The sequence below is a fragment of the Streptomyces sp. SUK 48 genome (genome assembly GCF_009650765.1).
Lineage (GTDB): Bacteria > Actinomycetota > Actinomycetes > Streptomycetales > Streptomycetaceae > Streptomyces.
Window position 1 is genome coordinate 3,088,579 of the sequence record NZ_CP045740.1, and the last position, 19,698, is coordinate 3,108,276.

The following is a 19,698-nucleotide window of genomic DNA, read 5'->3' on the forward strand; positions in this document are numbered from 1 at the left end:
GGCCGCTTGGGCGCTAAACGGTCACTCGCCCTGCGGCGGCAGCGCGGCGACGAAGGGGTGGTCGCGCTCGATCAGCCCCAGCTTGCTGGCGCCGCCGGGCGAGCCCAGCTCGTCGAAGAACTCGACGTTCGCCTTGTAGTAGTCCTTCCACTCCTCCGGAGTGTCGTCCTCGTAGAAGATCGCCTCGACCGGGCAGACCGGCTCACAGGCACCACAGTCGACGCATTCGTCCGGGTGGATGTACAAGGACCGCTGGCCCTCGTAGATGCAGTCGACCGGGCACTCCTCGATGCACGCCTTGTCCTTGACGTCGACACAAGGCTGCGCGATGACGTAGGTCACGCTGTCGTTCCTCCTCGATAGGGCGCTGGCGGGCCTCTCCAGGCTCCGCCGCCTGGCGCGCGGGAGCGCGGCGTCGTCGATGCCCGCCCCTAGTATCTCCGTTCCGGAGCACGATCCGAACAGGAGGGGTGAACTGACCGGTGGAAATCTCGGCACAAGGGCGCCTGGAAGTCCGAATCACCCCCGCTGACGTGGGAAAACGCGTCTCCGTACGGCGGTTGAGCGAACCCGGTGCGGCGCGGGAGAAGTTCACCGACACGGTAGGCGTTCTCACATCTTGGGATCATGGCGTGCTCATGATCACACAGCGGGGCGGTACGAGTGTCCGGTTCCCGGAAACCTCGCTCGTGGCGGGCAAGGTCGTACCGGCCGCCCCGGCGCGCCGCAGGGGCCCGGCGGCGGGCTACGCGGAGCTGGCGCGGGTCACCTCGCGCGGCTGGCCCCCGCTGGAGAGCGAGCGGCTCGGCGAGTGGGAGCTGCGGGCCGCGGTCGAGGAGGGGCCGCGCGAGGCGCGTCCGGCCCAGGTGGCGGCCGGGCGACGGGAGGGCTACACCCGGCGGGCCAACAGCGTGCTGCCGCTGGGGGACCCCGGGCGTCCGCTCGACGCGGCCCTGACGGCCGTACGACGCTGGTACGGCGAGCGCGGGCTGCCCGCCTACGTGCAGGCCGCGACGGGCGCCGAGGGCACGCAGGAACTGCTCTGCGCGGAGCTGGAGCGGCGCGGCTGGGTGCGGGAGGTGAGTGCCGAGGTGTGGATCGGCGCGCTCGCCCCGCTCGCGGACCGGCCCGAGGGCGCGGACGTGGTCCTCGGCCGCGAGGCGGACGAGGCGTGGCTCGCGCGGTACCGGCGCAAGGGGGTGAGCGAGGTGGCCCTGCGGGTGCTCTCGGGAGGCCCCTCGGTGTGGTTCGCCACCGTGCCGGGCGAGCCGGGCGGGGCCCCGGCGGCGATCGGGCGCTGTGTCGTGGACGGCCGCTGGGCCGGTTTCGCCGCGGTCGAGGTGGACCCCGCGCGGCGGCGGCAGGGCCTGGCCACCGAGGTGATGGCCGCGCTGGCCCGCCGGGCGCTGGCCGAGGGCGCCTCGGCCGGCTGGCTCCAGGTGGAGAGCGACAACGAGCCCGCGAGGGCCCTGTACACGGCTCTGGGCTTCTCCCGGCACCACGCCTACCACCACTTCCGGGAGCCCCGGGAACAGCCCGCTCACGGCCCGTCGTAGACATCCTCCCGGAAGGGCGAGAACCCGCCATGTCCCATCCCTACCTGCCGCCCCCGTATCCGCCGCCGCCCGAGCGGTCCGCCGAGCTGCGGGCGCGGTTCGCCGAGGAGGCCCGGTCCGAGCGGCCGGACCTGGCGGCGCTGTGCCTGCTGATCGGCGCGGAGGCGGACGGCTCGCTGGACGAGGCCGGGATCGACACCGCGCAGGCCGAGCTGGACCGGCTCGCGGGCGAGCTGCCGTACCGGCCCGGCGGGCCGCGTGCCTGGGCCGAGGCGGTACGGCGGCTGCTCGGCGGACGCTACGAGTTCCACGGCACGCCCGGCGACTACCAGCGCCTGGAGTCCTCGCTGCTGCACGAGGTGCTGCGGCGCCGGCGCGGCCTGCCGATCCTGCTGTCGGTGGTGTGGCTGGAGGTGGCCCGGCGGGCCGGGGCCCCGGTGTACGGGGTGGCGCTGCCCGGGCACTTCGTGGTCGGGTTCGGCCCGGCCGGGGAACAGGTGCTGGCCGACCCGTTCGAGGGTGGGCGGGTGCTCACCGGACCGGACGCCGAGCTGCTCGTGGTGGGGGCGACCGGGGCCCCGCCGGACCCCGGGATGCTGGAGCCGGCGCCCCCGCTGGAGGTCGTCCAGCGCATCCTGAACAACATCCGCGCGTGGGCCGCGGCCCGCCCCGAGCGCTCGGACGTGGCGCTGCGCGCGGTGGAGCTGTCGCTGCTGATCCCGGCCCACCCGGCCCGGCTGCGCTACGAGCGCGGGCAACTGCTGGTGCAGCGCGGACAGTTCACGGCCGGGGCGGACGAACTGGACGCGTACGCCGAGCTGATCGAGGTCGTCGACGAACCGGCCGCCGAGCGGGTACGGCAGCAGGCCCGCACCGCCCGGTCCAAGCTCAACTGAGCCCCCGTACCGGCTGCTTCTACAGCCAGCCCTTCTCCCGCGCGGTGCGCACGGCCTCCGCCCGGTTGCGGACGGCGAGCTTCTGGATGGCCGTGGAGAGGTAGTTGCGGACCGTGCCCTGGGACAGGTGCAGGGCCTTGGCCAGTTCGGCGTTGGTGGAGCCGTCGGCGGCGGCGCGCAGCACCTCGCGCTCGCGTTCGGTGAGCGGGTTCGCGCCCCCGGCGAGCGCGGCGGCGGCCAGCGTGGGGTCGATGACCCGCTCCCCGGCCAGCACCTTGCGGACGGCGGCGGCGAGTTGGGCGGCGGGCGCGTCCTTGACGAGGAAGGCGTCGGCCCCCGCCTCCATGGCGCTGCGCAGATAGCCGGGCCGCCCGAAGGTGGTCAGCACGACCAGTTTGACCCCGGGGTGCTCCCGGTGGACCCGGGCCGCGGCCTCGATGCCGGTGCAGCCCGGCATCTCGATGTCCAGCAGCGCCACGTCCACGTCGTGCGCCGCGACCGCGCCGAGCACCTCGTCCCCGCGCGCGACCTGCGCGACGACCTCGATGTCGTCCTCCAGGCCGAGCAGCGCGGCCAGCGCCTCGCGGACCATGGACTGGTCCTCGGCCAGCAGGACCCTGATGGTGCTCGTCATGCCCCGGATCCTACGTCCCCGGCGGGGGCCGCGGGCACGCGGGCGACCAGCCGGAAGCCATGCCTGAACCGGCTCGCCTCCAGCGTCCCGCCGGCCTTCTCCAGGCGTTCGGTCAGCCCGGTCAGACCGTTGCCGAAGCCGCCGTTGCCGGTGCCCGATCCGTTGTCCTCGACGACGAGTTCGAACGTCGGGCCGTCCAGCGTCTGGCGGTGCGTGAGCCGTACCGCGCACCGGTCGGCGCCGCTGTGGCGCACCACGTTGGTGACCGCCTCGCGCAGCGCCCAGGCGAGCGCCGACTCGGCCTCCTCGGGCACCCCGGCGAGGTCGGGCTCGGCCGGCAGTTCGGCGGTGACGCCCGCGGCCGTGAGGGCCACCTGGGTGCCGGCCAGCTCGACGGCGAGCCGGGGGCGCCGGTAGCCGGTGACGGCCTCCCGGACGTCCACCAGGGCCTGGCGGCTGACCTGTTCGATGTCGCTGACCTGCTGCGCCGCCTTCTCGGGGTGCTCGGGCAGCATCCGCCCGGCCAGCTCGCTCTTGAGCGTGATCAGGGAGAGCGAGTGGCCCAGCAGGTCGTGCAGATCGCGGGCGAGGCGCAGCCGCTCCTCGTTGGCGGCGAGCTGGGCGACGGTGGCCCGGGCCTTGCGCAACTCGCGGGTGGTGCTGATCAGTTGGCTGACGCCGATCATCGCGAACCCGATCAGCACGACCATCACCAGGCCCTCGTCGAGGGCGAAGTCGCCCCAGCGCGCCTGGACCAGGTACATCACGGTGGCGGAGCAGGGGATCGCGCAGGCCGCGACCCGCGGCGGCAGGGTCGCCCCGCAGGCCACCGAGACGTAGATGAACAGCCCGGTCCACGGCAGGCCCAGGCCGAGGCCGAGGACGGTCGCGAGGACGGCGAGGACCCCCAGCAGCCCGATCACGGCCCGCTGCGAGAAGGGCCGCCCCATGCCCCGCAGCACCAGCGTCAGATAGGCGCCGACGAAGACGGCGAGGCCCACCGCTCCGGCCGCGGTGGCGGCCGTGGTGTGCCGGCCCCCGGTCAGATCGCGGATCGGGGAGCTGAGGAAGACCAGCCACACCCCGATCCACATGACCTTGATCAGCAGCTCACGCCGGTTGCGGGGGCCCTGTCCGATCCGGATCTGTGCCTCCGGCCGGTCCTCGGCCGTTCTCGGGTCGTCCGCCATGGTGCTCACGCCTTCAGCGTGTCCTTCCGGTACAGCCAGGCCGCGCCGCCCGCGAAGAGGACGAAGTACACGGCGAGGACGACGATGTCCGTGGTGTGCGGGGCCTGGCTCTGCTCGATGGCCCGGCCCAGCGCGGCGTACGCGTGGGTGGGCAGCCACTTGGCGATGTCCTGGAGGAACCGGGGGAACGAGGTCGTGGGCATCCACAGGCCGCCGAGGATCGACAGACCGAAGTACACGATCATCGTGAGGGGGCGGACCGCGTCACCGGAGGCGAGGTAGCCGATGGCCACGCCGAGCGCGGCGAAGACCAGGCTGCCGGCCCAGATGATCCCGGTGAGCGCGAGCCACTGCCAGGCGTCCAGCCGTACGTCCTTGACCAGGGCGGCGACCAGGAAGACCACCACGATGGACGGCAGGCTCACCACGGCGGCGCTGGCGGTCTTGGCGAGGACGTAGCCGCGCCCGGGCAGCGGGGTCAGCCGCAGCTGCCGTACCCAGCCGCTCTCGCGTTCCTTGGCGATGCGCTCGCTGTTGCCCATCAGTACGGCGGTCAGGGCGCCGAAGGAGGCCATGGACACCATCATGTACGTGGCCAGGGTCAGCCCGGTGCCGTCGATCTTGGCGTTGTCGGCGTTGCCCGCGATGATCAGGAAGAGGACCGCCGGGTAGAGCACCGAGAAGAACAGGAACTTCTTGTTGCGCAGGGCCCGGGTCAGTTCGAGCTTGATCAGGGCCCGCGTGGCAGAGGTGTTCATCATGACTGCTTGGCCTCCTCGGCCTCCGTGATGGCGACGAACGCCTGTTCCAGGCCGAGGCCGGCGACCTCGAGGTTACGGGGGTAGACACCCAGGCCGTACAGGGCGTGCACAGTGGCGTCGGCGTCGGAGGACTGGATGCGCACGGTCTGCCCGGACACGTCGATGCCGGTCAGGAAGGGCAGGGCGCGCAGGGCGGCCTCGTCGAGGGTGCCCTCCAGGTCGAAGGCGATCCGCCGGGCGCCCGCGCGGGCCTTGATCTCGGCGGCGGTGCCGTCGGCGAGGAGGCGGCCGCGGTGCAGCACCAGCACCCGGTCCGCGATGGCGTCGGCCTCTTCGAGGTAGTGCGTGGCGAAGAGGACCGCGCGGCCCTGGTCGGCCTGCTCGCGCATGGTGGCCCAGAACGCCTGGCGGGCGGTGACGTCCATGCCGGTGGTCGGCTCGTCCAGGATGATCAGGTCGCTGTCGCCGGCGGTGGCGAGCGCGAAGCGGACGCGCTGGGCCTGGCCGCCGGAGAGCTTGTTGACCTTGCGGTCGGCGATCTGCGCGATGCCGGCGCGGGCCATCACATCGGTGGCCTTGTACGGCCGCGGGTGCAGGGAGCAGGACAGCTTGACCAGCTCGGCCACCGTCACGTCGTCCATCAGGCCGCCGCTCTGCAGCATGGCGCCGACCCGCCCGGCCACGATCGCCTCGCGCGGGCTGGTGCCGAACACGGACACCGTGCCGGCGTCGGGCTGCTTGAGGCCGAGGAGCAGGTCGAGGGTGGTGGACTTGCCCGCGCCGTTGGGGCCGAGCAGGGCCACGGTCTCCCCCGGGTGCAGCCGAAGCGAGAGCCCGTCGACGGCCCGTACCGTCCCGTATGTCTTGGTCACCTGGTCGAACCCGACCACCTCGGTGGTGGAGGCGGCCGGTACCGCTGTCGTTGTCATGTCGTCCATGGTGCGGGTCCGGGGCGGGTGCCCGGCAGTGTCGGGGGTCCTGGGTGGCGGATGACAGATGTCATAGGGGTGGGGGTGACCGACCCCTGGGGGTCGCCGTCGGCGGGCCGTACCCGTAAGGGTCGTAGACCTACCGGGTGTAGTCCTACAGGTGTGCCGAAGAGCCCCGAGGGGCGCCCGGCATGCGTGCCGGGCGCCCCTCACGGGCCGTGTCCGCGCCCCTAGTTGGGGTGGGTGCTGATCACCGCGACCCGGTTGGTCGTGCTGGTCAGCGCCTGGCGCATGGCCAGGTAGACGTCCTGGGGCGTGACCGGAGTCTTCTGGCCGTTGCCCCGGGTGATCAGGACGCCGTCGAAGGTCTGCCCGTAGAGCTCCTTCAGGGCGGGGTAGTTCGGCTTGTCGGTCAGCTTGCCGTCGACCGCGGCCACGCCGAGGAACTTCCACAGCGACTTCTGCGGGCTGAACATGACGGAGTGCCCCGCGTCGGTGCGCACGGTCACCGGCGCCGACATGGCCGGCTGGGCGAACGCCTTCATCTCGCGGTCCACCTCGGCGTCGGAGACCGCCGGCTGCCGGTTGGCGGTGGGCACCGTGACCGTCGTGGCGTTGTCCGTCTCCACCTCGGTGCGGTACGCCTGTTCGACCGCCTGGGTCGAGCGGGCCGCGTCGATGGCCGCACCCGCCTTGCCGTGCACGGCCACGGCCTTGCCCGCCTGGAAGGTGATGCCGCCGTCGACCACCGCGCCCGAGCCGGAGCCGCCGCCCGCCTGCTGGAGCGCGGCCTGGAGCTTCTCCTCGTCCACCGGCATGACCGGCTCGACCACGCGGTGCTGCCCGAAGAGCGTGCCGACCACCGAGACCGGGTTGTAGTCGCTCTTGGCGGCCGCGCTCGCGGTGGCCTGGAAGTCGAACTGGAGACCGGCGTTGGCCGGGGTGAGCATGACCGTGCGGCCGCCCACGGAGAGCTTGAGCGGCTTGGCGACCCGGGGGCCGAACACGTCGTCCAGCTTCTTGACCGCGTCGTCCCGGGTGCCGCCGCCGATGTCGACGCCGAGCACGGTGGTGCCCTTGGGCACGTCGGTGTGGTTCATCAGCAGCCCGGCGCCGTAGACACCGCCCGCGATCACGACGAGGCCGACGCAGAGCAGGACCAGCTTGCTGCGGCCCTTCTTCTTCGGCTTGGCCGCCGCCTTGGGCGCGGTCGCGGCCGGCTCGGGCTTGGGCGCCACCGGAGCGGCCGGGCCGCCGGGACCGCCGGCCGGAGCACCGGAGCCGCCGGGAGCACCCGCGCCGAACGGGCCGCCGCTGCCGCCCGGGACCACCGGGATGCCGCTGGTGACGGTGTGTCCGGAGACGTTGTCCGGGGCCCGGTAGCCGGGCATGCCCGGTTCGGGGGCCGGCTTCTGCGGGGTGAGGATCGCGGTGTCGTCGCTGAGGCCGCCACCGGCGCCGACTCCGGCGCCCGGCACCCCGGCCGGACCTTCGAGGTCGGCGAGGCCGGTGCGGGCGCCGCGCCCGGCACCCTGAGTCCCGTAGGGGCTCTCGGCGCCCGGCCGCAGCGGGCTGTCGCCGGTGACCGGACCGCCGGTCGGCCCGGCGGGGCCCTGCGGACCGCCCTGGCCGCCCCGGCCGCCGGCGCCGTTCGCGCCGCCCGCGCCCGCGGTGCCGAAGGGGTCCTGGCCGCCCGCGGTGCCGTGCTCCGAGAAGTACGGCAGCTCGTCGCGGCGCGGCTCGCCGCCGCCCGCCTCGGCGGAACGGGAGCCGCCGCCCAGCGGGCCCGCGGCCAGCGCCTCGGTGACGTCGAAGGAGCCGGTGCCGCCGCCGTGCCCGGGGGCCACGGGTCCGCCGGTGGCGCCGGGCAGGCCCGAGCCGTTCGTCTTGCCGGAGGTGCGGCCGGGCACGCTCATGGAGCCGACCACACCACCGGGGCGGGCGCCGCCACCGGCCGCGCTCCCGGTCCCCTGGGCACCCGGACGGGCGCCCGGCGCGCCGGCGGGAGCGCCGGAACCACCGGGGTTCTTGCCCCCGTTGGCACCCGCGCCGCCCTTGGCGGGCGCGCCCGCCTTGCGGGGCGCGAACCAGTCGCTGGTCTTCTCCTCGGCCGGGGCCGCGGGCTCCGCCGGTGCCTCGGGGGCGGGCGCGGCCGGGGCGCTCTCCCCGGCGGCGGGCTTGTCGTCCCGGCCAGCGTCGGCGGACTCGCCGTCGCCCACGGGTGTGCGCACGACGACCGGCGGAATGGGCCGGGACCCGGGGATGTTGATCCGGATCCGGGTCGTCAGCGTGGTCTCGGTCTTGCGTTCCTCGGACTGCGCGCCCGAACGGCCCGCGTCCGCACCGTCGTCGGAAGCCATGGGGGTCCCGTACGGCGGGGTGCCGGACGGGTATGCGGCTGTGCCGCGCCCGTTGGGCCCGGAGGACGGAGTGTCAGTTTCACGACTCAAGGCAGGTTCTCCCAGTTGGCTCCGCCGCCCGACACTGACCTCACTGCTTCGGCGGTCCCCCCGACTCGAACGGGGTCGAGGACGCGGGGGAGGCTCGGCGGCGCGCACCACCATACTGGCCGCCTCCGGCCCGTATCCCCTGACCTTTGAGGAAACCCACACCCGACTCGCACGTGGGCCGCACCGGAAAGCGGTACGTCACTTCCCAAGTCGGGCGGAGCCGAGGCGCGGTTGCCTCCCGGCGCCGAGGGTGGCGCAGATCACAGCGAGCGCCATGCCGCCGAACAGGAAGAGATAGGAGCCGCCACCCGCGCCGAAGAGGAAGTCGCCCTCGGGGCGGGAGGTGGTGAGCAGGATGACGGTGACGATCCAGCCCGCCGCCGGGGCCATCGCGCCGCCCCGGGACCGGGTGGCGTGGGCACCGCCGAGGAAGGCGCCGACGGCGCCCGCGAGGCCGAGCAGCAGCCCGCCGGGGAACCAGGCGGCCTGTACCAGGGACCCGGCGAGGGCGACGAGCGCGCCGAGCAGGAAGAGGCCGATGTGGGCCAGGGCGCGCCCGGGGGTCGGCGGGCGCAGCGGCTGGGCGAGCATCGGGCCCGGGGTGCCGGTGCCGCTCACGGCGCCTCCCCGGTGGCGATCCCGGCGAACAGGTCGCTCTCGCCGGGGACGGCGGTGCCGCGCACCAACTCGTAGTATTCGGTGGTGAACAGCGGCTGGGCCAGTTCGTTCGAGAGCGCGAACCAGGGCTCGGCTACCTCGACCTGAGTGGCGTGGGCGCGCATCGCGGCGGCCTTCGCGGCGGCGTGGGCGGTGCCGTCGACGGCGGTGGTGACGCGGGCGTCGTCCACCACGCCGGGCACGTCGTCCAGGGCCGCGCTCTTCTCGAAGGGCAGGGCCGGCAGCTCGTCCTGGAGCCGGGCGAAGGCGTCCTCGGCGACGGAGCGCGGGGTGCGGATCCAGTAGACCTTGTCGATGGTGTGCCCGCGCCCGGCCGCGAGGTCGGCGGCGCGCATGGCGACGCGGTGGGCCTGGATGTGGTCCGGGTGGCCGTAGCCGCCGTTGTCGTCGTAGGTGACGAGGACCTGGGGGCGGGTCTCCAGGATCACCTCGACGAGGTGTGCCGCGGCCTCGTCCACGTCGGCCTGCCAGAAGCAGCCGGGGTCCTCGTTGTCGGGGATGCCCATCATCCCGGAGTCGCCGTAGCGGCCCGCGCCGCCGAGCAGCCGGGCGTCGGTGACGCCCAGCTCGCGCAGGGCGGCGGCCAGCTCGCCGCGCCGGTGGGCGCCGAGCGCGGCGCCGGTCAGGTGCCGCAGCCCGGGCGGGATGCACTCGCCCCGCTCCCCGAGGGTGCAGGTGACCAGCGTCACCTGCGCGCCCTCGGCCGCGTACTTGGCCATGGTGGCGCCGTTGTTGATCGACTCGTCGTCCGGGTGCGCGTGCACCAGCAGCAGCCGCCGGGCGGCGCGCGGGCCGGAGGTGGGCAGTTCCGTCATGCCACCACCCTACGCAGGCCCGGGGCCGGCCGCCCGGCCGTCAGAACTTGATGCTGCCGATCATGCTCGCCACGTTCGTCGTCAGCTGGCTGATGGTGGGCGCGATGGTCGAGGAGGCGAGGTAGAAGCCGAGCAGCATGCAGACGACCGCGTGGCCGCCCTTCAGTCCCGACTTCTTCATCAGCAGGAAGACGATGATCGCCAGCAGCACCACCGCCGAAATCGAGAGTGCCACGGCGGCTCACCTCCAAAGATCCCAGGGACACGGCTGTTCGGAAAGATCGGTAGAGCAAGTCCATGCGGACACCGGCAGGTTCATACCCACGCAGCGGTAGTGATCATAACTATCCGTGCTCGCGCATCTCTCGGCGCACGGCCGCACAAGGGGGCGCATGGCCAATATGGTCGGGGTATGACGACCGAGTCCGACTCCTTCCCCCGCAGACACGCCAGGACCCAGCGATTCACCCTCGGCGCGCCGCGCGGGTTCACCGTGTCGCCCGACGGCGCCCGGGTGGCGTTCCTGCGTTCGAGCTCCGGTTCCGACCGGGCCAACTCCCTCTGGGTGCTGGACCTTCCGGACGGCACCGAGCGCCTCGCCGCCGATCCCGGCGCCCTGCTGGGCGGCGCCGGTGAGCAGCTCTCGCCCGAGGAACGGGCCCGCCGCGAGCGCAGCCGGGAGGGCGGGGCCGGCATCGTCGGCTACGCCACCGACGCCGCCGTTGAGTTGGCCTCTTTCCCCTTGTCAGGGCGGCTTTTCACGGCGAGCCTGACGACCGGCGAGACCCGTGAACTCACCGTGCCGGGCCCGGTGATCGACCCCCGCCCGGCACCCGACGGCCGGCACATCGCGTACGTCTCCCGGGGCGCCCTGCGCGTGGTGGGCGCCGACGGCGAGGGCGACCGCGCGCTCGCCGAACCGGAGTCGGAGCAGGTCACCTACGGGCTCGCGGAGTTCATCGCGGCCGAGGAGATGAGCCGTACCCGCGGCTTCTGGTGGGCACCGGGCGCGGACCGGCTGCTGGTGGCCCGCGCGGACGACACGCCGGTGACCCGGTGGTGGATCTCCGACCCGGCCCACCCCGAGCGTGAGCCAAATAACGTCGCGTACCCCGCGGCGGGCACCCCTAACGCGGACGTACGGCTGTTCGTGCTGGGCCTCGACGGGGAGCGCACGGAGGTGCTCTGGGACCGGGACCGCTACCCCTACCTCGCCCGAGTGCACTGGTCAGAGGCGGGTGCGCCGCTGGTCCTGGTGCAGTCCCGGGACCAGCGGGGCCTGTTGTACCTGGCGGTGGACCCGGACACCGGGACGACGCGGATGGTGCACGCCGATGAGGACCCGATTTGGCTGGAACTGTTCGCCGGGGCGCCGTGCTGGAGCCCCTCCGGACAGCTGGTCCGGATCGCGGACGAGGGCGGCGCCCGGGTCCTCGCGGTGGGCGAACGCCTCCTGACCAGCGGCCAGTTGCACATCCGTGCGGTTCTGGACGTGGGTGCGGACGACGTCCTCGTCACCGCCTCCGCCGGGGCCGACGCGGAGGAGTCCGAGATCGGCGAGATCCATGTGTACCGGGTGAGCGAACTGGGCGCGGAGCGCGTGTCCCGGGAACCCGGTGTGCACGCGGCGGTGCGCGCCGGGGGCGTGACGGTGCTGGTGTCCGCGACGCCGGACAGTCCGGGCACCCGTGTACAGGTGCTGGCTGACGGAAAACCGACGGCTACTGTCCGGTCGTACGCCGAAGACCCCGGTTTGTCCCTCCGGGTCACGCTCACCGAGGGGGGCGCACGCCGAATTCCGTGCGCCGTGCTTATGCCACGGGACTACCACGGTGACACTCCCCTGCCGGTTCTGCTCGACCCCTACGGTGGTCCGCACGGTCAGCGGGTGGTCGCCGCGCACAACGCCCACCTCACCTCCCAGTGGTTCGCCGACCAGGGCTTCGCCGTGGTGGTCGCCGACGGCCGGGGCACCCCGGGCCGCTCGCCCGCCTGGGAGAAGGAGATCAAGGACGACCTCGCCGAGATCGTCCTCCAGGACCAGGTGGACGCGCTCCGATCACTCGCCGAGCGGTTCCCGCTGGACCTCACCCGGGTGGCGATCCGGGGCTGGTCCTTCGGCGGCTATCTGTCCGCGCTCGCGGTGCTGCGCCGCCCGGACGTCTTCCACGCGGCGGTGGTCGGCGCCCCGGTGACCGATCTGCGGCTCTACGACACCCACTACCAGGAGCGCTACCTGGGCGACCCGAACGAGCAGCCGGACGTCTACCGCCGCAACTCGCTGATCGACGACGCCGGTCTGGTCGACGCGGCCGGGCCGCACCGCCCGATGATGGTCATCCACGGCCTGGCGGACGACAACGTGGTGGTCGCGCACTCGCTGCGGCTGTCCTCCGCGCTGCTGGCCGCGGGCCGCCCGCACGAGGTGCTGCCGCTGTCCGGGGTGACCCATATGACCCCGCAGGAGACGGTCGCGGAGAACCTGCTCAACCTCCAGCTGGACTTCCTGCGGCGGTCCCTGGACTGAGGCGGACGGCGGACGTCAACCGCGTTAACACACGGGCAACTTGACGGAAGCGGTTGCGATATACGGACGCGGCAGGCTGCACAGCGTACGGCCGTGCGGGTGCCGTGGACGGGCCGGGGTGCACCATGTCACCCCGGCCCGTCGCCGTCCGCCCGGCCGGGCTCCGACTCCGGCGGCACCACCCGCTTCTCCTCCGCGAAGTGGCACGCCGACTCGTGGGCGGCCGGTCCCGTACCGAAGACGGCCGGCACCGCGAGCGCCGGCACCTGGACCGCGCACCGCTCCCGCGCCTTCCAGCACCGGGTGCGGAAGCGGCACCCGGAGGGGATGTCCGTAGGGGAGGGCACGTCCCCGCTGAGGATGACGCGCTCGCGGTTCTCCCGCGCCCCGGGGTCCGGCACGGGCACCGCGGACAGCAGCGCCTGGGTGTAGGGGTGCGTCGGATGCTCGTAGATCTCGGCGTCCCGCCCGATCTCCACGATCCGGCCGAGGTACATGACCCCGACCCGGTCCGAGATGTGCCGCACGATCGACAGGTCGTGCGCGATGAACACGTACGACAGCTCGAACTCCGCCTGGAGCCGGTCCAGCAGGTTGATGACCTGGGCCTGCACCGACACGTCGAGCGCGGACACCGGCTCGTCGGCGACGATGACCTCCGGGCGCAGCGCGAGCCCCCGCGCGATGCCGATGCGCTGGCGCTGGCCGCCGGAGAACTGGTGCGGATAGCGGTTGACGAAGTCCGGGTCGAGCCCCACCACGTCCAGCAGTTCCCGCACCCGTCGGCGCCGGTCCCCCTTGGGGGCCGCCTCGGGGTGGATCTCGTACGGCTCCCCCACGATGTCCCCCACGGTCATCCGGGGGTTGAGGGAGGTGTAGGGGTCCTGGAAGACCATCTGGATGTTGCGGCGCACCGCCTTCAGGGCGCGCCCGGACAGCCGGGTGATGTCCTCGCCCTTGAACCGGATGGACCCGGCGCTCGGCCGCTCCAGGTTGCACAGCAGCTTGGCGACCGTCGACTTGCCGCAGCCCGACTCGCCGACGATGCCCAGGGTCTCGCCCCGCCCGAGGGTGAAGTCGACGCCGTCGACCGCCTTCACCGCGCCGATCTGCTTCTTGAACAGGACGCCCCGGGTCAGCGGGTAGTGCTTGACGAGCCCGCTGACCTCCAGGACCGGTTCACCGCTCGTCGCCATCCAGGCACTCCCTCCAGAAGTGGCAGGCGCTGCCGCGGACTTCGGACACCTCGTACAGCGGGGGCACCTCGGCACGGCAGACGTCCCGGGCCATCGGGCAGCGCGGATGGAAGGAGCAGCCCGGGGGCACCCGCGTCAGGTTCGGCGGCAGGCCCTTGATGGCGTACAGCGCCTGTCCCTTGAGGTCCAGGCGCGGGATGGAGTCGAGCAGGCCCCGGGTGTAGGGGTGGGCGGGCGCCTTGTAGATGTCGTGCACCGGGGCCGACTCCACGATCCGCCCGGCGTACATCACGGCGATCCGGTCGGCCACGTCCGCCACCACCCCGAGGTCGTGGGTGATCAGGACGAGCCCCATCCGGTACTCGCGCTGCAACTCGGCGAGCAGATCCATGACCTGCGCCTGCACGGTGACGTCCAGGGCGGTGGTGGGCTCGTCGGCGATGACCAGGGCGGGTTCCAGGGCCAGCGCCATGGCGATCATGATCCGCTGGCGCATCCCGCCGGAGAACTGGTGGGGGTAGTCGCGCACCCGCTGGGCGGCGCCGGGGATGCGCACCCGTTCCATCAGCTCGACGGCCTCGGCCCGCGCGGCCTTCCTCGACATCCCCCGGTGCACCACGAACAGCTCGCCGAGCTGATCGCCCACGGAGAGCACCGGGTTGAGGGCCGACAGCGCGTCCTGGAAGATCATCGCCATCCGGGCGCCCCGCAGCTCCCGCCGTTCCTCCTCCTTCATCCGCAGCAGATCGCGGCCCTGGAAGAGGATCTCGCCGCCGGTGATCCGCCCCGGCGGCATGTCGAGGATGCCCATCACGGCCTGCGCGGTCACCGACTTGCCCGACCCGGACTCGCCGAGCACGGCCAGCGTCTCCCCCTCGTCGACGGCGTACGACACCCCGTTCACGGCCCGGGCGATCCCGTCCCGGGTCCGGAACTCCACGTGCAGATCGCGGACTTCGAGCAGCATGGCGCCGTCACCTCAGCTTGGGGTCGAGGGCGTCGCGCACCGCGTCGCCGAGCATGATGAAGGCCAGGACGGTCACGGCGAGGGCGCCGGAGGGCCACAGCAGGGCGTGCGGGGCGTTGCGGATGTAGGGCGAGGCTGCGGAGATGTCGATGCCCCAGGAGACGCTGGGCGGCTTGAGGCCCACCCCCAGGTAGGACAGGGTCGCCTCCAGGGAGATGTAGGTGCCGAGCGCGATGGTCGCCACCACGATCACCGGGGCGACGGCGTTCGGCGCGATGTGCCGCAGCAGGATGCGGGAGTCGGAGGCGCCGAGGGCCCGGGCCGCCTGGACGTAGTCGTGCTGGCGGGCGGTGATGACCGAGCCGCGCGCGATGCGGGAGATCTGCGGCCAGCCGAGCAGCACCATGAAGCCGATCACCGGCCAGACCGTGTTGCTGGTGACCACGGACAGCAGCACCAGGCCGCCGAGGACGACGGGGATGGCGAAGAAGATGTCGGTGGTGCGGGACAGCAGCGCGTCCCACCATCCGCCGAAATAGCCCGCCAGACCGCCCAGGACGGACCCGAGGACGGCGACCCCCAGGGTGGCCAGGACGCCGACCGTGACGGACGTACGGGCCCCGTAGACGGTGCGTGTGTAGACGTTGCAGCCCTGCCCGTCGTACCCGAAGGGGGCGCCCGGCCCCGGACCGTCCTGGGACTTGGCCAGGTCGCAGCTGAGCGGGCTGCCGGAGGCGATCGCCGAGGGCCACAGGGAGATGAACACCAGGAAGAGGATGACCAGGGCGGACAGCAGGAAGACGGGGTTGCGGCGCAGGTCCCGCCAGGCGTCCGACCACAGCGAGCGGGGCCGGCCCGCGGGTCCGCCGCCGGCCGGGGCGCCGGGGCCCTTCTCCAGGGTGGTGGCCTCGCTCGCGCCGAGGTCCATGGCGCCGCCCATGCCGGTCCCGGCGATGGCGCCCTCGGGCTCGTAGGGCTGTTCAGGCATAGCGGATCCTCGGGTCGAGTACGGCGTACAGGAGGTCGACGAGGAGGTTGGCGAGCAGGAAGACCAGCACCAGGACGGTCACGAAGCCGACGACGGTCTGGGTGTTCTGGCGCAGGATGCCCTGGTAGAGCTGGTAGCCGACGCCGTGGATGTTGAAGATCCGCTCGGTGACGATCGCGCCGCCCATCAGCGCCCCGATGTCGGTGCCGATGAAGGTGACCACCGGGATCAGCGAGTTGCGCAGCAGGTGCCGGGTGACGACCCGGCGCCGGGGCAGGCCCTTGGCGGTCGCGGTGCGCACGTAGTCGGCGCGCTTGTTCTCCGCGATGGTGGTGCGGGTGAGCCGGGTGACGTAGGCGAGGGAGACGGAGGCGAGGACGAGCCCCGGCACGATCAGCTCGCCGAAGGAGGCGGCCGGGGAGACGGACGGTTTGATCCAGCCCCAGGAGACGCCGAGCAGCAGTTGCAGCAGCAGGCCGGTGACGAAGGTGGGCACGGAGATGACGACCAGGGTGGCCAGCAGCACACCCGTGTCGACGGGGTGGCCGCGCCGCAGTCCGGTGACGACGCCGAGCGCGATGCCGACGACGATCTCGAAGGCGACGGCCACGATCGTGAGCCGGATGGTGACCGGGAACGCCGCCGCCATCAGTTCGGTGACGGGCTGCCCGTTGAACGCGGTGCCGAAGTTGCCGGTGAAGACGTTCCCCATATAGGTGACGTACTGGCGCCACAGCGGCTGGTCGAGGCCGAACTCGCGCTTCAGCTGGGCGGCGGTCGCCGGGTCGCAGGCGCGCTCGCCGCACAGCCCGGCGATCGGATCGCCCATCACGTTCACCATGAGGAAGATCAGCAGGGTGGCCCCGATGAAGACCGGGATCATCTGGAGCAGTCGCCTCGCGACATAGCGGCCCACGCGGCTCAGCCGACCTTGATCTCGTTGTAGACCGGGACGCTGAACGGATTGAGCGCCACCCGGGAGAGCCGGGCGGTGTAGCCGGCGCTGCCGTTCTGGTACCAGAGCGGGATGGCCGCCATGTTGTCGCGGACCACCTTCTCGGCCTCCTGGAACAGCCGCACGGAGGCCGCCCGGTCGGTCTCGGCGTTGGCCCGGTCCACGAGCCGGTCGAACTGCTTGTTCGACCACTGTCCGTCGTTGGAGGAGGCGCCGGTGTAGTACAGCGGCTGGAGGAAGTTCTGGATCAAGGGGTAGTCCATCTGCCAGCCGGCCCGGAAGGGTCCGCTCATCCTGTGCTGCCCGATCTGGTTGCGGAAGTCGGCGAAGGTGCCGACCGGGTTGCCGACGCACGCCTTGTCGTCGCCCAGGGCGTTGTTGATGGAGTTGCACACGGCGTCCACCCACTGCTTGTGCGAGCCGGTGTCCGCGTTGTAGGTGATCTTCAACTGGCCGCCGGGGATGCCGCCGCCCTCCCGGACGAGCCGGCGGGCGCCCGCCGGGTCGTAGGCGCAGGCGGGTCCGCACAGCCCGTCCTGGAAGCCGCCCGCCGTGCCGAGGACCGGGGAGGTCCAGTCGGTGGCCGGGGTGCGGGTGCGGCGGAAGATGGTCTGGGTGATCTGCGCCCGGTTGATCGCCATGGACAGCCCGGTGCGGACCTTGCGCGCCCCCGCGGTGTTCCACTTCGGGTCGTAGTAGGGGAAGGCCAGGGTCTGCAGGATGCCGGCCGGGGTGTTGATGTAGCGCCCGTCCAGGTCGGTGCGGACATTCTTGAGCTGGGTGGCGGGCACGTCGTCGACGAGGTCCAGGTTGCCGGCCAGCACATCGGTGTACGCGGTGTTGCTGTCCGTGTAGACGAGCAGGGTCACGCCCTCGTTCCGCGCCGGGTCGGGGCCGGGGTACCCGTTCCACTTCTTCAGGGTCATCGCGGAGCCCTTGGTGTACGAGGCGATCTGGTACGGCCCGTCGCCGACCGGCTTGCGCAGCCATCCCGCGTGGTCGGTGAAGAAGGCGCGCGGCAGGGGCGCGTAGGCGATGTACCCGAGGGTGTCGGGGAAGCCGGCGAACTTCTGGTTCAGGCGGACGGTGAAGCTCCGCGGCCCGGTCACCCGGAGCCCGGACAGGGTGTCGGCGCGCTGCCGGCCGGCGGCGGGGTGGACCCGGTCGTAGCCGTCGATGTAGCCGAAGAAGTAGGCGTTCTTCTGGTTGTTCCGCAGGCTCGCGCCGTAGTTCCAGGCGTCCACGAAGGACCGGGCGGTGACCGGCTCCCCGTTGCTGAAGCGCCAGCCGTCCCTGACGGTGACGGTGAAGGTGCGCGAGTCCGGGGTGCTGATGCGCTCGGCGAGCATGTTCACGGCCCGGCCGGTGCGGGGGTCGTACTTCTTCAGGCCCCGGAAGACCATGTCCAGCACCTTGCCGCCCTGGACCTCGTTGGTGTTGGCCGGCTCCAGCGGGTTCTGCGGATCGCCCCAGGACGAGGTGAGCACTCCGGCCCCGCCGAAGCCTCCGCCACCACCGCATCCAGCCATCGTGAGCGCGGCGGCAATAGCACAGGCGGCCCGTCCGGCGCGCGTCGGTCCCCGCATGGGCGCCTCCTCATGGTGATCACCGGATTTATTACCCGGTAAATATCGGTCGATACGACACATACCGCATGCGCATTACCGGATTGAGGGACCTTTAGAGGGACACGTCAGCCGAATGCAGGCACCCCGCCCGGGGCACCCGATGATCTTGTGCCGCGCACGCAACGGATCTCCGCGTAACGTTGCCGAAACGTTGGATTCGAACCGGCCGATGTACGTATTTCGACACTCGACCGTCCGCATAACGGACTTCTTGCCCGATTAGTCCAAATGGTCCGATGTGAAGCACGGATTGGTTACAGCGCGCTACCCGCGTAGCTACAGTTCCACCAAGTCGAGGCAAAGAAGGTAAAGACAAGCCCAAGTCGGCCGAGAATTTATTGACCTTGAATGAATTGCGTTGAAAAAGTCCGGCGTAGCCCGTAGGGGAGCGCCCTGCGGAGTCATCAGACCCTCCCTTGGGCCAGGAGCACCATGACCTCCCCAACTCCATCCGCGGCCACCCCGCTTGAGGTGACCGACGAGACCGTCGCGAAGTCGACCACTTCGGACGGTCCGAAGGGCAGCGAGAGCCGCTCCCCGGGCCGGCTCGCCTGGAAGCGCTTCAAGCGCGACAAGACGGGCGTCATATCCGCCTATGTCGTGATCTTCTTCTTCGTGATCGCGATAGCGGCGCCGTTGATCGCCAAGCTCTACGGCAAGAACCCGTACACGACGTACGCCAGCCAGGACCCGAGCCTGCTGGACGCGTTCTCGTACCCGTCCGGTCCGAACGGCGGCATGAGCTCGCAGTTCTGGTTCGGCATCGAGCCGCAGCTCGGCCGGGACGTCTTCACGTTCCTGCTGTACGGCATCCGGACGTCGCTGGGCATCGCCCTGGCCGCCACGGTCCTCACCGTGGTCGTCGGCGTCGTGGTCGGCATCACCGCCGGCTACCTGGGCGGCAAGACCGACTACGTCGTCAGCCGGGTCATCGACATCCTGCTGTCGTTCCCGTCCACCCTGTTCTTCATCGCGTTCATGCCGGTCGTCTACGGCATCTTCGTCGCCCCCGACGACAACATCCCGACCTCGCTGCGCGCGCTGGCCCTGATCACGGTGCTGACCGCGTTCGGCTGGGCCACCATCGCGCGTCTGCTGCGCGGTCAGGTACTCGGCCTGCGTGAGCGCGAGTTCGTGGAGGCGGCGAAGGTCACGGGCGCATCTCCGATGCGCATCGTGTTCAAGGAGCTGCTGCCCAACCTGTGGACACCGATCATCATCCAGGGCACGCTGCTGCTCCCGACGCTCGTGACCGCGGAGGCGGGCCTGTCCTTCCTCGGCGTGGGCATCATCGACCCGACCCCGGACTGGGGCGTGATGATCGCTCGAGGGTCCACCTTCTACTCGCAGGACCTCACGTTCATGCTCTTCCCGGGCGTCTCGATGGTCCTCTTCGTGGTCGCCTTCAACCTGCTCGGCGACTCCGTGCGCGACGCGCTCGACCCCAAGTCCAAGCGGTAGCACTTCCTCCACCCGGTCCGGCTCGATGGCGTCCGGCTGGTCACGACCGTCCGAATCGACCTCTATA

The 19,698-nt window shown here is 72.0% G+C and carries 18 protein-coding genes; 4 read left to right on the forward strand and 14 right to left on the reverse strand.

Going from position 1 to position 19,698, the window contains the following annotated elements:
- Positions 1–21: 21 nt before the first annotated feature.
- Positions 22–342, reverse strand: a complete 321-nt coding sequence (gene fdxA, locus GHR20_RS13040; RefSeq protein ID WP_030746389.1) for a ferredoxin — start codon at positions 340–342, stop codon at positions 22–24.
- Positions 343–482: 140 nt separating this feature from the next.
- On the opposite strand from fdxA, the gene GHR20_RS13045 reads away from it, so the two are divergent.
- A complete protein-coding gene (locus GHR20_RS13045; RefSeq protein WP_153813257.1) occupies positions 483–1,556 on the forward strand; it encodes a GNAT family N-acetyltransferase in 1,074 nt (357 codons plus the stop codon).
- 29 nt (positions 1,557–1,585) lie between these two features.
- The gene (locus tag GHR20_RS13050) at positions 1,586–2,452 is read left to right on the forward strand and encodes a transglutaminase-like domain-containing protein (protein ID WP_111584842.1); all 867 of its coding nucleotides are present in this window, start codon (positions 1,586–1,588) and stop codon (positions 2,450–2,452) included.
- Positions 2,453–2,471: 19 nt separating this feature from the next.
- On the opposite strand, the gene GHR20_RS13055 is transcribed toward GHR20_RS13050, so the two are convergent.
- The 8 genes from GHR20_RS13055 to GHR20_RS13090 form a co-directional block, all read right to left on the reverse strand.
- Positions 2,472–3,086 (reverse strand): response regulator transcription factor, encoded by a 615-nt coding sequence (locus GHR20_RS13055; protein WP_111584843.1) that lies wholly within the window; start codon positions 3,084–3,086, stop codon positions 2,472–2,474.
- Positions 3,083–4,276, reverse strand: a complete 1,194-nt coding sequence (locus tag GHR20_RS13060; RefSeq protein ID WP_153815958.1) for a histidine kinase — start codon at positions 4,274–4,276, stop codon at positions 3,083–3,085. The genes GHR20_RS13055 and GHR20_RS13060 overlap by 4 nt, the downstream gene beginning before the upstream one ends.
- 5 nt (positions 4,277–4,281) lie before the next feature.
- The gene (locus tag GHR20_RS13065; protein WP_111584844.1) at positions 4,282–5,037 is read right to left on the reverse strand and encodes an ABC transporter permease; all 756 of its coding nucleotides are present in this window, start codon (positions 5,035–5,037) and stop codon (positions 4,282–4,284) included.
- Positions 5,034–5,966: an ABC transporter ATP-binding protein gene (locus GHR20_RS13070; protein WP_181516459.1), complete on the reverse strand. Its 933-nt coding sequence runs from the start codon at positions 5,964–5,966 to the stop codon at positions 5,034–5,036. The genes GHR20_RS13065 and GHR20_RS13070 overlap by 4 nt, the downstream gene beginning before the upstream one ends.
- A 230-nt stretch (positions 5,967–6,196) precedes the next feature.
- Positions 6,197–8,416 (reverse strand): hypothetical protein, encoded by a 2,220-nt coding sequence (locus GHR20_RS13075; RefSeq protein ID WP_153813258.1) that lies wholly within the window; start codon positions 8,414–8,416, stop codon positions 6,197–6,199.
- 198 nt (positions 8,417–8,614) lie between these two features.
- Positions 8,615–9,007 (reverse strand): DUF6113 family protein, encoded by a 393-nt coding sequence (locus tag GHR20_RS13080; RefSeq protein WP_148027919.1) that lies wholly within the window; start codon positions 9,005–9,007, stop codon positions 8,615–8,617.
- 23 nt (positions 9,008–9,030) lie between these two features.
- Entirely contained in the window at positions 9,031–9,909 is an 879-nt protein-coding gene (gene mshB, locus GHR20_RS13085) for an N-acetyl-1-D-myo-inositol-2-amino-2-deoxy-alpha-D-glucopyranoside deacetylase (RefSeq protein WP_153813259.1), read from the reverse strand.
- Positions 9,910–9,949: 40 nt separating this feature from the next.
- Positions 9,950–10,144: a hypothetical protein gene (locus GHR20_RS13090; RefSeq protein WP_037659963.1), complete on the reverse strand. Its 195-nt coding sequence runs from the start codon at positions 10,142–10,144 to the stop codon at positions 9,950–9,952.
- A gap of 177 nt (positions 10,145–10,321) precedes the next feature.
- On the opposite strand from GHR20_RS13090, the gene GHR20_RS13095 reads away from it, so the two are divergent.
- Positions 10,322–12,436, forward strand: a complete 2,115-nt coding sequence (locus tag GHR20_RS13095) for a prolyl oligopeptidase family serine peptidase (protein WP_148027849.1) — start codon at positions 10,322–10,324, stop codon at positions 12,434–12,436.
- A gap of 128 nt (positions 12,437–12,564) precedes the next feature.
- Here the strand turns inward: GHR20_RS13095 and GHR20_RS13100 are convergent, their stop codons facing one another.
- Genes GHR20_RS13100 through GHR20_RS13120 form a run of 5 tightly spaced genes read right to left on the reverse strand, consistent with a single transcriptional unit; the run spans position 12,565 to position 18,128 of the window.
- A complete protein-coding gene (locus GHR20_RS13100; protein ID WP_111586744.1) occupies positions 12,565–13,632 on the reverse strand; it encodes a dipeptide ABC transporter ATP-binding protein in 1,068 nt (355 codons plus the stop codon).
- Complete coding sequence (locus tag GHR20_RS13105) at positions 13,616–14,599, reverse strand: ABC transporter ATP-binding protein (RefSeq protein ID WP_153813260.1); 984 nt, start codon at positions 14,597–14,599, stop codon at positions 13,616–13,618. Before GHR20_RS13105 ends, GHR20_RS13100 begins: the two co-directional genes overlap by 17 nt.
- Positions 14,600–14,606: 7 nt before the next feature.
- Entirely contained in the window at positions 14,607–15,587 is a 981-nt protein-coding gene (locus tag GHR20_RS13110; RefSeq protein WP_111586746.1) for an ABC transporter permease, read from the reverse strand.
- Entirely contained in the window at positions 15,580–16,503 is a 924-nt protein-coding gene (locus GHR20_RS13115; protein ID WP_153813261.1) for an ABC transporter permease, read from the reverse strand. Before GHR20_RS13115 ends, GHR20_RS13110 begins: the two co-directional genes overlap by 8 nt.
- A 5-nt stretch (positions 16,504–16,508) precedes the next feature.
- Positions 16,509–18,128, reverse strand: coding sequence for an ABC transporter substrate-binding protein (locus GHR20_RS13120; protein ID WP_153813262.1), 1,620 nt, complete (start codon positions 18,126–18,128; stop codon positions 16,509–16,511).
- A 513-nt stretch (positions 18,129–18,641) separates the two neighbouring features.
- Between GHR20_RS13120 and GHR20_RS13125 the strand changes: the two genes are divergently transcribed.
- Positions 18,642–19,631: an ABC transporter permease gene (locus GHR20_RS13125; protein ID WP_111586749.1), complete on the forward strand. Its 990-nt coding sequence runs from the start codon at positions 18,642–18,644 to the stop codon at positions 19,629–19,631.
- Positions 19,632–19,698 lie beyond the last annotated feature (67 nt).

What these genes read in the sequence shown, in the direction of transcription:
- GHR20_RS13105 (WP_153813260.1), bottom strand. Translation starts at nt 14,599, where the DNA reads ATGCTGCTCGAAGTCCGCGATCTGCACGTGGAGTTCCGGACCCGGGAC.
- GHR20_RS13050 (WP_111584842.1), top strand. Translation starts at nt 1,586, where the DNA reads ATGTCCCATCCCTACCTGCCGCCCCCGTATCCGCCGCCGCCCGAGCGG.
- GHR20_RS13080 (WP_148027919.1), bottom strand. Translation starts at nt 9,007, where the DNA reads ATGCTCGCCCAGCCGCTGCGCCCGCCGACCCCCGGGCGCGCCCTGGCC.
- GHR20_RS13065 (WP_111584844.1), bottom strand. Translation starts at nt 5,037, where the DNA reads ATGATGAACACCTCTGCCACGCGGGCCCTGATCAAGCTCGAACTGACC.
- GHR20_RS13120 (WP_153813262.1), bottom strand. Translation starts at nt 18,128, where the DNA reads ATGCGGGGACCGACGCGCGCCGGACGGGCCGCCTGTGCTATTGCCGCC.
- GHR20_RS13100 (WP_111586744.1), bottom strand. Translation starts at nt 13,632, where the DNA reads ATGGCGACGAGCGGTGAACCGGTCCTGGAGGTCAGCGGGCTCGTCAAG.
- GHR20_RS13060 (WP_153815958.1), bottom strand. Translation starts at nt 4,276, where the DNA reads ATGGCGGACGACCCGAGAACGGCCGAGGACCGGCCGGAGGCACAGATC.
- GHR20_RS13070 (WP_181516459.1), bottom strand. Translation starts at nt 5,966, where the DNA reads ATGACAACGACAGCGGTACCGGCCGCCTCCACCACCGAGGTGGTCGGG.
- GHR20_RS13110 (WP_111586746.1), bottom strand. Translation starts at nt 15,587, where the DNA reads ATGCCTGAACAGCCCTACGAGCCCGAGGGCGCCATCGCCGGGACCGGC.
- mshB (WP_153813259.1), bottom strand. Translation starts at nt 9,909, where the DNA reads ATGACGGAACTGCCCACCTCCGGCCCGCGCGCCGCCCGGCGGCTGCTG.
- GHR20_RS13095 (WP_148027849.1), top strand. Translation starts at nt 10,322, where the DNA reads ATGACGACCGAGTCCGACTCCTTCCCCCGCAGACACGCCAGGACCCAG.
- GHR20_RS13055 (WP_111584843.1), bottom strand. Translation starts at nt 3,086, where the DNA reads ATGACGAGCACCATCAGGGTCCTGCTGGCCGAGGACCAGTCCATGGTC.